This is a genomic window from Streptomyces odontomachicola (assembly GCF_039605595.1).
Lineage (GTDB): Bacteria > Actinomycetota > Actinomycetes > Streptomycetales > Streptomycetaceae > Streptomyces.
Map to the genome: position 1 here is coordinate 1 of NZ_JBCFOK010000016.1, position 13,154 is coordinate 13,154.

Consider the following 13,154-nt stretch of genomic DNA (forward strand, 5'->3'; position numbering starts at 1 on the left):
CCGTATAATTTAATTGAGAGCTGACGCCGCCCTCCGCAACTAACGCGGTGGGGGGAGGCGGCCGTGGCGGTGCTGCGCTCAGCACCGCCACGGCCGAACATGTGCGTTCCGCGCGCGGGCGTTCCGGACGCGGAATTCCCCGCGGCCTCAGGAGATCTTCTTGAGCAGTTCCTCGGCGAGGGGCGCGGAGGACGCCGGATTCTGGCCGGTGTGGAGCGTGCGGTCCACGACCACGTGCGGCGCCCAGGGCTCGCCCTCGCGGAAATCGGCGCCGATCTCCACCAGGCGGTCCTGGAGCAGCCACTTCGCCTTGTCCGCGAGTCCGGCCTGCCGTTCCTCGGCGTTGCTGAAACCGGTCAGCCGGTAGCCGGAGAACGCGTTGCCGCCGTCCGCACCGGTGGCCGCCAGCAGCGCGGCGGGCGCGTGGCAGACCACCCCGAGCGGCGTACCCGCGGACAATGCGCCGGTCAGCAGCCGTCCGGAGTCCTCGTTCACGGCCAGGTCCTCCATCGGGCCGTGCCCGCCGGGGTAGAAGACCGCGGCGTAGTCGGCGAGGTCGACGTCCTCCAGCCGCACCGGATTCTGGAGTTCCGTGAACGCGGCCAGGCCCTCGGCCACCTTGTCGGCCGCCTCCTGCCCGCCGTTCATCTCGGCGCTCAGGCTGCCCCGGTCGACGGTGGGGACGACGCCGCCAGGCGTGGCCACGACGACCTCGTGCCCCGCGCCGCGGAAGACCTCGTACGGGGCGACGGCCTCCTCGGCCCAGAAGCCGGTCGGATGCCGGGTGCCGTCGGCGAGCGTCCAGTGATCGGCGCCGGTCAGGACGAACAGGATCTTCGACATGGTTGCTCTTCTCCGGATCGGGGAGGCGGCGGTGGTGCTGTACGCGGTGATGGCGGCCGGTTCGCGCGCCACCCCGCAGCCCCGAAACTAGGCGCGCGAACCGCGCCCGTCCAACGGACCGCCCCGAGCCTCTTCCCAGCTCAGCGCGGTGAGCCTCCATGATCGGCTTCGGCGCCTGTGCGGTCGGCTCCCGTACGGGCACCGCCGGAACCCGTACGGGCACCGCCTGCCCCCGTACGCGCGGTGAGCAGGTCCGTCATGGCGGCCAGGGGCGGCCAGTCGAGGCGGCCGTGGCGGGCGACGGCGTACGCGCGCAGCTCCACCCGCGGGTGCGCGAGCGGCAGGATGCGCACCCCGGGCAGCGGCGGGTGGTCCATGGGCAGCAGGCCCACCCCGAGCCCCGCGGCGATCATGTCCTGGACCAGGTCGAGGTTGTCGGCCTTGTGCGTGATCCGGGGCGCGAAGCCGGCCATGGACGCGAGGGTGCGCACGACGTCCTCGTCCGCGGTGTTGCGCGAGTTCACGATCCAGTCGTCGCCGCCGAACCGCGCGAAGATCTCCAGCGCCGTCCCCGCCCCGCCTTGTGCGGTGGCCCGCTCGGCCGGTACGCCCAGGCCCCACAGGGTGCTCCACAGCGGCGTCGTACGGACGGTCGCGTCGGCCTCGGCCGGCGCGAGGTTGAAGTCGTAGGTGAGCGCCAGATCCGCCTCGTCGGCCGCCAGCACCCGCAGCGCCTCGTCGGGCTCGTGCTCGCGCACCAGCAGCCGCAGCCGCGGATTGCTCTCGGCCAGCTCCGCGACGATCGGCAGCAGATGCGCGCGGATCGCGGTGCCGAAGCCCGCCACCCGCACCGTGCCGCTGGGCTCCCCCTCCGGGCTCAGGTCGAGGCGGGCCGCCTCGACCGCGGCGAGGATGGACACCGCGTGCTCGGCGAGCCTGCGCCCGGCCGGCGTCAGCCGCACCCGCCGCCCGTCGGGCTCGATCAGCGCGGCGCCGGTCTCCCGCGCCAGCGCGGCGATCTGCTGCGAGACCGTCGAGGTCGTGGTGGACAGCACCTCGGCGACGGCTCGCATCGAGCCGAGCCGGGACAGTTCCACGAGGATCTCCAGCCGCCGGGTCTCCACTCCGCCGCTCCCTTCGCTCTGCACCGCTGATCCGCTGCACCGCTACACCGCTGCTCTCTCCCGGGCCGCCGTGCCCCTCCCCCGTCCTCCTCGTCACCGGCCGCCGTGACGGCTCCATCGTTCCCATTGTTCAGGATCCGCGAACGGACCGTCCATGATCGGCACGTGGACATCAACGGTCCGCACCGCGTCTACTGCTCCGCATGACCTCGCCGACCAGCACCGCAGCACCCTCGGGGCCCTCCGGGCCCGCCGCGCCCTCCGCCTCCGCCGCCTCGCGTACGGGGTGGGGCTCGTCCGCCGGGGGCGGTGCGCTGATGGCCGTCGCGTCCATGTCCTGCGTGCAGCTCGGGCTCGCGCTCTCGGTGCAACTCTTCGACCGGATGGGCCCGTTGGGCACCGCCTGGCTGCGGCTGGCCTGGGCGGGCGTACTGCTGCTGATATTCGTACGGCCGCGCCCCTCGCATTTCACCCGCCGGGGCCTGGCCGCCTGCCTGGTGCTGGGCGCGGCGACCGGCGGGCTGATGCTGCTGTTCATGCTCGCCGTGGCGCGCATTCCGCTGGGCACGGCGAGCGCGCTGGAATTCCTGGGCCCGCTCGCGGTATCACTCGTCGGCGCGCGGGGACTGCGCAGGCTCTGGGCACTGCCCGCCGCGCTCGGGGTGCTGCTGCTCACCGAGCCCTGGCACGGCGGCACCGACCCGGTGGGCATCGCCTTCGCGCTCGCCGCCGCGGCGTGCTGGGCCGCGTACATCCTGCTCACGCAGCGGGTCGGCGACCAGGTCACCGGGCTGAAGGGGCTGGCCGTCTCGATGCCCGTCGCGGCGCTGGTCGCCACCTTCGCCGCCGGGCCCGCCGAAATCGGCAACCTCACCTGGCCGCTGCTGCTGACCGGCGCGGCGCTCGCCGCGCTCCACCCCGTACTGCCGTTCAGCCTCGAATTCCTGGCGCTGCGCCGCCTGTCCACCCACGCCTTCGGCATCCTGATGAGCCTGGAGCCGGCCATCGCCCTCCTCATCGGCCTGCTCACGCTCGGCCAGGTGCCCGGCGCGGCCCCGGCGGCCGGCGTCGCCTGCGTGGTCTTCGCGGGCATCGGCGCGACGTTCGGCGGGGGCCGCGAGACGTCCTCGGAGGGCGAGGGCGAGGCCAGGGACGCCGAGGAGGGGCAACTCTCGCGCTGACGGCGGGAGTTCCGGGGGTCGAGCCGCCCGGTTGCGAAGCACCGTGAACGACCGGCTACGCGCTCGTACGTGCGTTCCGGTGCGGGGAGCGGGATTCCCGAACTGTCCGGCTTTGCCTCGCTCAATTCAGCGGCAGCCGTCATAAATCATGCGTACCGGCGGATACGCTCCGGGCCCGGAGGCAGACATATAGCCCGAGTACGCAAAAAGCCCCCTCCCGGAAGAGGGGGCTTCTCAGGCGGGGGGCTTCCCCGGGAGACGTCAGGCGCCGGCCTTCTCGTAAGCCTCACGGATATTGGCAGGTACGCGGCCCCGCTCGTTCACCTCATAGCCCTGTTCCTTCGCCCAGGCGCGAATCTTCGCGGTGTCCTGGGTGCCGCCCTGCGAGCGGCCGGCGGACTTACGGGTGACGGCGCCGGGCTTCACGGAATCCTTGATGCGGCCCGACCTGCGGCCGGCCTTCATGTAGGGGCCCATGTCCTCGAGGAACTTGTCCTTCGATTCCGGCGAGAGGTCGATCTCATAAGCCACGCCGTCGATCGAGAAGGTGACGGTCTTCGCGTCCTCCGTCTCTTCCCCGGTGAGATCGTCGGTGTAGATGGTGATGACTTTCTGAGCCATGGGTGCCCCTCCATAGGTATCGCTATGCAGGCATCTTGAACCGTCGGCACCTTAATCGTCAATTCCCGCTGCTTTTGCTCCCGCAGCCGCCCTCGCGTTGACCGTGCTTGGGCAAGGGAAACCACCGGGGAACCCACTGCGCGCGGCAGTTCGAGTACCGCCCGGATCATTCCCGCACATCCACAATCAGCGCCGCGGCGGCCGGCGCCGTTACGCCCGGCCTCTCACGTGCTTCTTCTCACCCCGGCGCCCCGTGACTTCCGGAGAACCCGCCCCAACTGCACCCGCGCGCGGACCGGTTCGGACCCGTACGCGGCATACTCCGGCCGTACGCGGCATACTCCGGAAAACCCGCTGGACCGCGTGAGCCGGGCGTGATTACTGTGGCGGCCATGTCGAGCCCCGAGGCGTCAAGACGCTAGCCACCGGCACTCCGGTGGCTCTTCCGCGCCGCCGCCCCCGCCTTGTGCGGCGGGCTCGCGGGGCGCTGTGACCTTCGCCTCCGGAGCGCCTCGCCGCCTTCGCGCGGACTCTTCTTCCCCCGGGCCGTGAGGGCTTCCGGGCCCGCTTCCCCGCGGGTTCCCTGCGGGCTTAGTCGCGAGCGCGCGTTCCCGCTTCGGCCCGCTCCGGCCCGCTTCGGCATTCCCCGGATTCCGCGCGCCTTCCCGCACGCGGCGCTTGCCGCGGCTTCGGCAACTCGCCGGTTCTTCCCCGCAGTTCCTCGACTTCCGCTCCGCTTACGTCCCCGTGCGGTTCGCGGCGCGGCCCGGAGACTTCTCGTGCCATTCGCTCTCTACGCTCTCGCCCTGGTGGTCTTCGCGCAGGGGACTTCCGAGTTCATGCTGTCCGGGCTGATACCGGACATCGCCCGGGACATGGCGGTGTCCCTCCCGGCCGCCGGCTCGCTGACCTCGGCCTTCGCCCTCGGCATGCTCGTGGGCGCCCCCGCGGCCGCGATGCTCGGCCAAGTGTGGGGCTGGCGCGCGGCGTTCTGGGCGGTGGCGCTCCTCTCCGTGCCGGCCCTCGCGGCGATCCTCCGCTCCGTGCCCGCGGGCTCCCCGGCGCGCCGAGCGCTCCGGGCGCCCCCGAGGCCACCGGCGCCCCCTCCCCCGCTCCCGGACTCCGCTCCGAACTGCGCGCGCTGCGCCGGGCGGTACGCCGGCGCGCGGCCGGACGCCGTGCTGCTGGGCGGCGGAACGGCGCTGCTCACGGGCTGGATCGCCTTCGCGCTCTCGGCCGGCAACCCCGTCGCGGCGACCGCACTCACCCTCGTACAGGGCACGCTCTCCTTCGCCGTCGGCTCCACGCTGATCTCGCGCGTGCTGTACGCGGCGTCCGGCGCGCCCTCGCTGGCGGGCGGGTTCGCCACCGCTTCCCTCAACGTCGGCGCGGCGCTGGGCCCTTGGTGCGGCGGCCTCACCCTCTCCGCCGGCCTCGGCTGCCGCGCGCCCCTGGGCGTCAGCGCGCTGCTGGTGGGGGTGGCCTTCGCGGAGGCGGGGGTGGTGTTCGCCGCGCGGCGGGTCGTCGGGCGGCGGGTGGCTGAGCGGCAGGGTCCCGCCGCGCGTCAGGAGCTCGCCGTACGGGGTGGGGAGGGGCTCGTACGGGAGTCGGCTCGGGCGTCATGCGACGAGCTCCAAGGGTGACCGGCGACGGCCGGGCGGGGTGACGGGCGCGGCGGCCGCCAACCACTCCCGGTTGCAGCGTATCCGGCATCGCCCCTGGTCACGACGTACGGAATCGGGAGCGGAGGGCGATTGTCAGTGGGCGCTGCCATGCTGACGGCAGTCGGGGATGCGGGAGTGCGGCGGAGCGCCGCGGCCGCCCCGGCCGAACGGGAGAGGACCCCACCATGCTCACCACCGACTACGTGCCGGGCGCTCCGAACTGGCTGGATCTCGGGACGCCCGACACCGCCGCCTCAGCCGAGTTCTACGCCGCCCTCTTCGGGTGGGAATACCAGCCGGCGGGCCCCGGCGCGGGCGGCTACGGCTTCTTCCTGCACGAGGGGAAGACGGTGGCCGGGATCGGCCCGCTCACCGAGGAGGGCGCCCGGCCGTCCTGGACGGTGTATTTCCACACCCCCGACGCCGACGCGACGGCGAAGGCCGTGGAGCAGGCGGGCGGCACCGTCCGCACGGCGCCCGACGACGTCTTCACCTTCGGGCGCCTGGCCGCCTTCACCGATCCGACGGGCGCCGAGTTCGCCGTCTGGCAGCCGCGCGACACCAGCGGCCTGGAGAAGGTGGACGACCCCGGCTCGCTGTTCTGGACGGAGCTCTACACCACCGACGTGTCAGCGGCGAAGGACTTCTACCGCTCGGTGTTCTCCTGGCGGATGGACGACCTGACCGCCAGCGGACTGACGTACACGGTCCTCACCCCGGCCGACGGCGGGGAGGACGCCGCGCAGGGCGGCCTCATGCAGCTTCCGCAGGCGAATCTCGACAACGGCGCGTTCTCCGAATGGCACCCGTATTTCGCGGTCGCCGACTGCGACGCGAGCGCGGCGGCGGCCACCGAGGCCGGGGCCATGATGACCCTGATACCGCCCATGGAGGTGGAGGGCATCGGGCGCATGGCCATGTTCCTCGACCCGGCCGGCGCGGCCTTCGCCCTGCTCCAGTGCCCGGGCGGCAGGTGAGGGACGGCGGCGAGGCCTGACCGGAGCCGACCTGCCCCGCTGCCCATCCACTCCGCCTCCATGGTCCGAAATGTGTCATTTGCCTGAAGTCGGGTTACGCGGTGCCGGTGAGACCGCTGCTCACGACACCGCCCGTGACAGGAGGGCCGGATGACAGCGCACCCGGAGCACCACGCGCCACACCACACTCCGCACCGCTGGTGGGTCCTGGGAGTGATCGGTCTCGCCCAGCTCATGGTCGTGCTGGACGCCACGATCGTGAACATCGCCCTGCCCTCCGCACAGCAGGCGCTGGACTTCTCCGACGACGGCAGGCAGTGGGTCGTCACGGCCTATTCGCTGGCCTTCGGCAGCCTCCTGCTGCTCGGCGGGCGGCTGGCCGACCTGCTCGGCAGGCGTACGACGTTCCTGACCGGGCTCGTGGGCTTCGGCCTGGCCTCCGCGCTGGGCGGCGCCGCGGGCTCCTTCTCCGTGCTGATCATCGCGCGTGCGGTGCAGGGCCTTTTCGGCGCGGTCCTCGCGCCCTCCGCGCTCTCCCTGCTGACGACGACCTTCACCGACCCGCAGGAGCGCTCCCGCGCGTTCGGCATCTTCGGCGCGATCGCCGGTTCGGGCGGCGCGATCGGGCTGCTGCTGGGCGGCATCCTCACCGAGCACCTGGACTGGCGGTGGACGCTCTACGTCAACGTGGTGATCGCGGTCGTCGCGGTGCTGGGCGCGGTCACGTTCCTGCACCGGCAGCCGCCCACCGAGCGGCCGCGTCTGGACCTGCCGGGCGCCGCGCTGGCCGCGGGCGGACTGTTCTGCCTGGTGTACGGCTTCTCCAACGCCGAGACCAAGGCGTGGGGCGACCCCGCGTGCTGGGTCCTGCTGATCGCGAGCGGCGTGCTGCTGGCGCTGTTCGTGCTGCGCGAGTCCCGCACCGCGCACCCGCTGCTGCCGCTCAGGGTGCTCGCCGACCGCAACCGCGCGGGGTCGTTCCTGAGCGTGTTCCTGGCCGGTTCGGGGATGTTCGGGGTCTTCCTGTTCCTGACCTACTACTTGCAGCGGACGCTGGAGTACACCCCGGTCAAGACCGGCCTGGCGTTCCTGCCCATGGTCGGCATGCTGATGGCCACCGCACAGCTCTCAACGAACGTGCTGGTCAGGCGCGTCGGCCCGAAGCCCGTCGCGCCGACGGGAATGGCCCTGGCCGGCGCGGGCCTGGTCTGGCTCACCCGGCTGGACCTGCACAGCACGTACGCCGCGCACGTACTCCCGCCGCTCCTGCTGATGGGCGTGGGGCTCGGCCTGGTGATGCCGGTGGCGATGAGCCTGGCCACCCTGGGCGTCGCGGCGCGGGACCAGGGCGTGGCCTCGGCGACGGTGAACACCATGCAGCAGGTGGGAGGTTCGATCGGCACGGCGCTGTTCAACACCATGGCGGCGAGCGCGGCCACCCGCTATGCGCAGAGCCATCCGCGGATGCCGCAGGTCGCCCAGCACGCGGCCGTGCACAGCTACGCCACGGCGTATTGGTGGGCCGCCGCGTTCTTCGCCGGCGGACTGATACTCACCCTGCTCCTGTACCGGCCCGGCCGTCCCCCGGAGCTCGCCGAGGGCGGCAGGACGGCGCCGGGCGCGGAGGAGGAGACGGGCGGCGCGGACGAGACGGGGCGTGCGGAGGAGCCGGGCGGCGTGGAGGAGGGAGCGCGTACGGACGGCCCGCGCTCGCCCTCGTAGCCCCGAGCCCCGGGCACACCCGCACCCCGGCACAACACCGCGCCCCCGTACGGCGGTTGCGCACGGGGACGCGGGGTGCGGCGCGGAGCTTCCGGCGCTCGGGCACTTCTGACCGGCTCTCCTGGCCGGCCCTCCTGCCGGGCCCTCCTGCTCAGCCCGGCTGGCTGCTGTCCTTCATGCTCCCCCAGCCGTGCCAGCGGTCGACCTCGATCCAGGCGCTGACGCGGTCGCGGGCGCGCTCCGGGTACTGCTCGCCGAGGTACTGGTGGGCGAGCCTGTCGATGTCCTTCAGGCCCTCGTCGTCCTTGAACTCGGTGATGCGCCCGATGACGGTGATGTGGGTGTACCAGTTGTCGGCGTCGAGCACCGTGAGGGTCACCCGGGGGTCGCGGCGGACGTGCTGGAGCCTCTTGCGGGCCTCGTCCATGTTGACCAGCACCCGGCCGTCGTCCTCCCACAGGTACCAGGTGGCCGTGGACACCGGCTGGCCGTCCGAGCGCAGCGTGGTGATGACCGCCGGGTTCGCCTTCTTCATCATCGCGACGGCGGCTTCGGGAAGCGGGGGATTCGACACGGGGCACTCCTCGGTTGCGGTTCCGCTCTGTTTCCGGTTGCGGCGCTGGTCGGCCCGGGCGCCGCGGGCACGGCAGCGCACGCTCACCGTGCCACATTCGTACGCCGTACCCCGGAACGCACTCCTGCCACGCGGGGCGGCCGTGCCACGGGGCGCCTGCTGCCGCATAGGCCCGGTATGGGTGAGAATGCGGGCGTGCTGTTGACGGAGATCGCGCGGGCCTCGCGGGAGATCGCGGAGGCCGCGGGGCGCAACGAGAAGGTCGCACTGCTGGCCCGGCTGTTCGGCGCGGCCGAACCCGACGAGGTGCCGGTCGTGGTCACCTACCTCGCCGGCCGGCTGCCCCAGCGCAGAACGGGCGTGGGCTGGGCCGCCCTCAGCACCCCGCACCCGCCCGCCGCGACCCCTTCGCTGACGGTGTCCGGGGTGGACGCGGCGCTCGGCCGCATCACCGCCGTCCAGGGCAAGGGCGCGCAGGCCGAACGCGCCCGGCTGCTCGGCGAGTTGATGCGGGCGGCGACCGAGGAGGAGCAGCGGTTCCTGGTGCGGCTGATCGGCGGGGAGCTGCGGCAGGGCGCGCTGGACGCGTTCGCGGCCGAGGGCCTGGCGGAGGCGGTCGGGGCCGAGCCGGCACAGGTACGGCGGGCCGTGATGCTGGGCGGTTCGCTCGGCGCCGTGGCCCGCGAACTGCTCGCGCGCGGCCCCGGTGCGCTGGCCGACTTCCGCCTGGAGGTGGGGCGTCCGGTGCAGCCGATGCTGGCGCAGACCGCGAAGGACGTGGACGCGGCGCTGGACAAGCTGGGCCCGTGCGCGGTCGAGGAGAAGCTGGACGGCATCCGGGTGCAGGTGCACCGGGACGGCGACGGGGTGCGGATCTTCACCCGCACCCTGGACGAGATCACCGAGCGGCTTCCCGAAGTGGCCGCGGCGGCACGGGAGTTGAGCGCGGAACGCGCCGTGCTGGACGGGGAGGTGATCGCGCTGGGCGAGGACGGGATACCGCGCCCGTTCCAGGAGATCTCCTCGCGGGTCGGTTCGCGGGTGGACGTGGAGAGCGCCCGCGAGACGCTGCCGCTGTCGGTGCTCTTCTTCGACCTGCTGTCGGTGGACGGCAGGGATCTGCTGGACACCCCGGCGTCGGCGCGCCACGAGGAGCTGGTGCGCACGGTGCCGGAGCGGTTGCGCGTACGGCGTGTGGAGGTGGCCGACCCCGGCGGGGACCGCGACCGGGAGCGTGCGCGGGAGTTCGCCGACGAGGTACTGGAACGCGGACACGAGGGCGTCGTGTGCAAGGCGCTGGACGCCCCCTACAGCGCGGGCCGCAGGGGCGCCGCCTGGGTGAAGGTCAAGCCGGTGCACACGCTGGACCTGGTGGTGCTCGGCGCGGAGTGGGGGCACGGGCGGCGTACGGGAACGCTGTCCAACCTGCACTTGGGCGCTCGGCGCGCGGACGGCACGTACGCGATGCTCGGCAAGACCTTCAAGGGCCTGACCGACGCGCTCCTGTCCTGGCAGACCGAGCGCCTGCGGGAGCTCGCGGTCGACGAGGAGCGCTGGGGCGTGACGGTGCGCCCCGAACTCGTCGTGGAGATCGCCTTCGACGGCCTCCAACGCTCCACCCGCTACCCCGAGGGCGTCACCCTCCGCTTCGCCCGGGTGGTCCGCTACCGCGAGGACAAGCAGGCGGAGGAGGCCGACACGGTGGAAACGGTCCGCAGCTTCTTGCGGTGAACCCCTGGGGCGAACGAGCCCCCACCCCGAAAACCCGCGCACGGCCCCGTACGGAACCCCGTCGCTCCCCTCCCCACATGGGGAGCGACGGGGCCCGGCTCACAGGGTGACCGGAACGGTCAGGCGGGGGTCGGCCACGGAGCGGGCCACCTCGGCGGCGTAACGACCGGGGACCAGGCGCCAGTTGCCCGCTCCCCCGCTCAGGCTCTCGTCCCATATCTCGGCCGCCCGGCGCGGGATCCCGATCAGCGCCTCGGCCGTCTCGCCCGGGGCCGCCTCGACGGTGGCGAAGCCGGCGAGCCAGCGGGAGGGGCGTTCGGCCGAGGGGTCGGGGGCCTGCGGGGCGAGGTAGAGCTGGACGACCTCGCGGCCGGGGCGCGCGCCCGTGTTGCGCACGCGGACGCGCACCGTGCCCAGCAGCCCCGATTCGCCGGACCCGGCGGAATCATCGGACTCATCGGCCCCGGCGGGCTCGGCCGACTGGGCGCGGGTGAACTCCGCCTCCTCGTAAGCCCATTGCGTATAGCCGAGTCCGTGGCCGAAGGGGTACGCGGGGACTGCGCCGGCCTTCTCCCACGCGCGATAGCCGATGAACACGCCCTCGTCGTACGAGAGTTGACCGTCGGTCGGGGTGACCCGGGAAACCGGAACGTCCTCCAGCGCGGCGGGCCAGGTGGTGGGCAGCCGCCCGCCCGGCTCCTCCTCGCCGCGCAGCACCTCCGCGAGCGCGGCCCCCGCCTCCTGGCCGGGGAACCAGCTCAGCAGCACCGCCGCCACCTCCTCGCGCCACGGCATCTCCACCGGGGAACCGGAGTTGACCACCACGACGGTGCGCGGGTTGACCGCGGCCACCCTCCGCACCAGCTCGTCCTGTCTGCCCGGCAGCGCCAGCGTGGTGCGGTCGAAGCCCTCGCTCTCCACCCTGTCGGTGGTGGCGACCACGACCACCGCCGTGCCGGCGCCGCGCGCGGCGGACTCCGCCTCCGCCAGCAGCTCCTCCGGATCGTGCCGCGGCGTGCGGTGCGCGAGCGCGAAGGTGATCACGGGCAGCGGCGCGCCGCTCAGGTCCGGCACCGTATAGCGCAGCGAGACCTCGACCTGCCGCCCCGCCCTCAGGTGCACGCCGCCGCGCTCCGCCGGCGCGCCGAAGAGCGCCTCGAAGGGGTCGCCGCCCTCCAGGCCCTGCTCGCCCTCGTACAGCACCAGCCCGTCCACCTCCAGGCGGAAGCCGCCGACGCCGCGCGTGCCGAAGCGGTGCTCGCCCGACTCCTCCGGCGTGAAGGTGCCGGAGACCTCCACCGTGTGGAGCTGCTCCGGGGTGAAGTCGCCGGGCATGTCGACCATCCACTGGACCTGGCCGTTGGGCAGCGAGCCCTCGTACAGCTCATGCCCCTCGGCGTCCCTGCACCGTGCGCGCAGGGTGAAGCCCTTGTCCGCGGCGGCGAGTTCGTCGCTGGGGTCGGCGCCCAGCGCGTACGTCAGCGCCCCCTCGGGCAGCGCGGCCCGCAGCCCGTCCAGCGGCGAGACGACGTGCGCGGGGAAGACGGTCGCCGAGCCGCCGCCGAGGACCCGCGCGTCCCGGGCGGCCGCGCCGAGCAGTGCCACCGACCCCTGCGCGGGCAGCGGCAACACGGGCTCCGTACCCCGTACTTCATTGCGTACGAGGGTGAACCCGCGGCGCGCCACCTCGCGGGCCACGGCGTCCCCGTCCAGCGCGCCGGGCAGCTCGCTCGCGGGGACCGCGGGCTCAGCCCCCTCCAGCAGCCCGGCCCGCGCGGCGAGCAGCAGCACCCGGCGCACCGCGGCATCGACCGCCTCCTCGGAGGCGCGGCCCTCGCGCACGGCGCCGGCCAGCGCCTCCCCGTACACCGTCACGGGGCCCGGCATGGCCATGTCGAGGCCGCCGTCCAGGGCGCGTTCGGTGTGCCGGGCGGCGATCCAGTCGGAGACGTTCGCCCCGTCGAAGCCCCATTCGCCGCGCAGCACGTCCTGCACGAGGTGGCGGTGCTCGGTCATGGTCGGGCCGTTCACCGCGTTGTACGCGGTCATCACGCCCCAGGGCCGCGCGCCCTTCACCACCATCTCGAAGGGGCGCAGATACAGCTCGCGCAGGGTGCGGGGGGCCACGAGGTTGTCGACCGTGTACCGCTCGGTCTCCGCGTCGTTCGCCACGAAGTGCTTGACGGTGGTGCCCACTCCGCCGTCCTGCACACCGCGCACGTAACCCGCGCCGATCGCGCCGCTGAGATACGGATCCTCGCTGTAGCACTCGAAGTGCCGTCCGCCCAGGGGCGAGCGGTGCAGGTTGACGGTGGGCGCCAGGAGGACGTGCACCCCTTTTCCGCGGGCCTCCTGGGCAAGCAGCCGCCCGGCCCTGCGGGCGAGTCCCGGGTCCCAGGAGGCGGCGAGCGCGGTGGGCGAGGGCAGCGCGACCGAGGGGTCGTCGGCGGTCCAGCGGCGGCCGCGGACGCCGACGGGCCCGTCGGACATCACCAGCGAACCGAGCCCGATCTCCGGCAGCGCGGGCAGCGTCCACATGTCCTGGCCGGAGAGCAGCCGCGCCTTGGCGTCCAGGTCCAGCTTGGCGAGGGCGGCCTCGATCAGCTCGGCGTACGGGGTGTGCGCGGCTGCGTCACCGGCTGCCCCACTCATGCCGCTGCTCATGCTCGACCTCCCTGTCGTGCGGAACGCCCCGTGCGCATCCTGACGCCCATCGC

Annotated in this window: 10 protein-coding genes; 5 read left to right on the forward strand and 5 right to left on the reverse strand. The window is 73.3% G+C overall.

What is annotated here, in order from left to right; translation table 11 throughout:
* Positions 1-147: 147 nt before the first annotated feature.
* Positions 148-843 (reverse strand): type 1 glutamine amidotransferase domain-containing protein, encoded by a 696-nt coding sequence (locus tag ABEE00_RS26485; RefSeq protein WP_345748191.1) that lies wholly within the window; start codon positions 841-843, stop codon positions 148-150.
* Between the two features lie 140 nt (positions 844-983).
* The gene (locus tag ABEE00_RS26490) at positions 984-1,967 is read right to left on the reverse strand and encodes a LysR family transcriptional regulator (RefSeq protein ID WP_345748192.1); all 984 of its coding nucleotides are present in this window, start codon (positions 1,965-1,967) and stop codon (positions 984-986) included.
* 203 nt (positions 1,968-2,170) lie between these two features.
* On the opposite strand from ABEE00_RS26490, the gene ABEE00_RS26495 reads away from it, so the two are divergent.
* Positions 2,171-3,148, forward strand: a complete 978-nt coding sequence (locus ABEE00_RS26495; RefSeq protein WP_345748193.1) for an EamA family transporter — start codon at positions 2,171-2,173, stop codon at positions 3,146-3,148.
* A gap of 261 nt (positions 3,149-3,409) precedes the next feature.
* Here the strand turns inward: ABEE00_RS26495 and ABEE00_RS26500 are convergent, their stop codons facing one another.
* Positions 3,410-3,769: a histone-like nucleoid-structuring protein Lsr2 gene (locus ABEE00_RS26500; protein ID WP_345748194.1), complete on the reverse strand. Its 360-nt coding sequence runs from the start codon at positions 3,767-3,769 to the stop codon at positions 3,410-3,412.
* Between the two features lie 779 nt (positions 3,770-4,548).
* Here ABEE00_RS26500 and ABEE00_RS26505 point away from each other — a divergent pair.
* From ABEE00_RS26505 to ABEE00_RS26515, 3 genes are all read left to right on the forward strand, one after another.
* On the forward strand, positions 4,549-5,412 hold the full coding sequence (locus ABEE00_RS26505; RefSeq protein WP_345748195.1) for an MFS transporter: 864 nt from the start codon (positions 4,549-4,551) through the stop codon (positions 5,410-5,412).
* 206 nt (positions 5,413-5,618) lie between these two features.
* Positions 5,619-6,410: a VOC family protein gene (locus ABEE00_RS26510; protein ID WP_345748196.1), complete on the forward strand. Its 792-nt coding sequence runs from the start codon at positions 5,619-5,621 to the stop codon at positions 6,408-6,410.
* A gap of 150 nt (positions 6,411-6,560) precedes the next feature.
* A complete protein-coding gene (locus tag ABEE00_RS26515; RefSeq protein WP_345748197.1) occupies positions 6,561-8,132 on the forward strand; it encodes an MFS transporter in 1,572 nt (523 codons plus the stop codon).
* Positions 8,133-8,283: 151 nt separating this feature from the next.
* Here ABEE00_RS26515 and ABEE00_RS26520 read toward each other — a convergent pair whose 3' ends face one another.
* Positions 8,284-8,706, reverse strand: coding sequence for a PPOX class F420-dependent oxidoreductase (locus tag ABEE00_RS26520; RefSeq protein WP_345748198.1), 423 nt, complete (start codon positions 8,704-8,706; stop codon positions 8,284-8,286).
* A 195-nt stretch (positions 8,707-8,901) separates the two neighbouring features.
* Here ABEE00_RS26520 and ABEE00_RS26525 point away from each other — a divergent pair, with 195 nt between their 5' ends.
* A complete protein-coding gene (locus ABEE00_RS26525; protein ID WP_345748367.1) occupies positions 8,902-10,437 on the forward strand; it encodes an ATP-dependent DNA ligase in 1,536 nt (511 codons plus the stop codon).
* Between the two features lie 99 nt (positions 10,438-10,536).
* Here the strand turns inward: ABEE00_RS26525 and ABEE00_RS26530 are convergent, their stop codons facing one another.
* Positions 10,537-13,089: a glycoside hydrolase family 3 protein gene (locus tag ABEE00_RS26530; RefSeq protein WP_345748368.1), complete on the reverse strand. Its 2,553-nt coding sequence runs from the start codon at positions 13,087-13,089 to the stop codon at positions 10,537-10,539.
* Positions 13,090-13,154 lie beyond the last annotated feature (65 nt).

Excerpts from the sequence above, each read along its gene's own strand:
- ABEE00_RS26485 (WP_345748191.1), bottom strand. The coding sequence starts at position 843 with ATGTCGAAGATCCTGTTCGTCCTGACCGGCGCCGATCACTGGACGCTC.
- ABEE00_RS26495 (WP_345748193.1), top strand. The coding sequence starts at position 2,171 with ATGACCTCGCCGACCAGCACCGCAGCACCCTCGGGGCCCTCCGGGCCC.
- ABEE00_RS26500 (WP_345748194.1), bottom strand. The coding sequence starts at position 3,769 with ATGGCTCAGAAAGTCATCACCATCTACACCGACGATCTCACCGGGGAA.
- ABEE00_RS26510 (WP_345748196.1), top strand. The coding sequence starts at position 5,619 with ATGCTCACCACCGACTACGTGCCGGGCGCTCCGAACTGGCTGGATCTC.
- ABEE00_RS26515 (WP_345748197.1), top strand. The coding sequence starts at position 6,561 with ATGACAGCGCACCCGGAGCACCACGCGCCACACCACACTCCGCACCGC.
- ABEE00_RS26530 (WP_345748368.1), bottom strand. The coding sequence starts at position 13,089 with ATGAGTGGGGCAGCCGGTGACGCAGCCGCGCACACCCCGTACGCCGAG.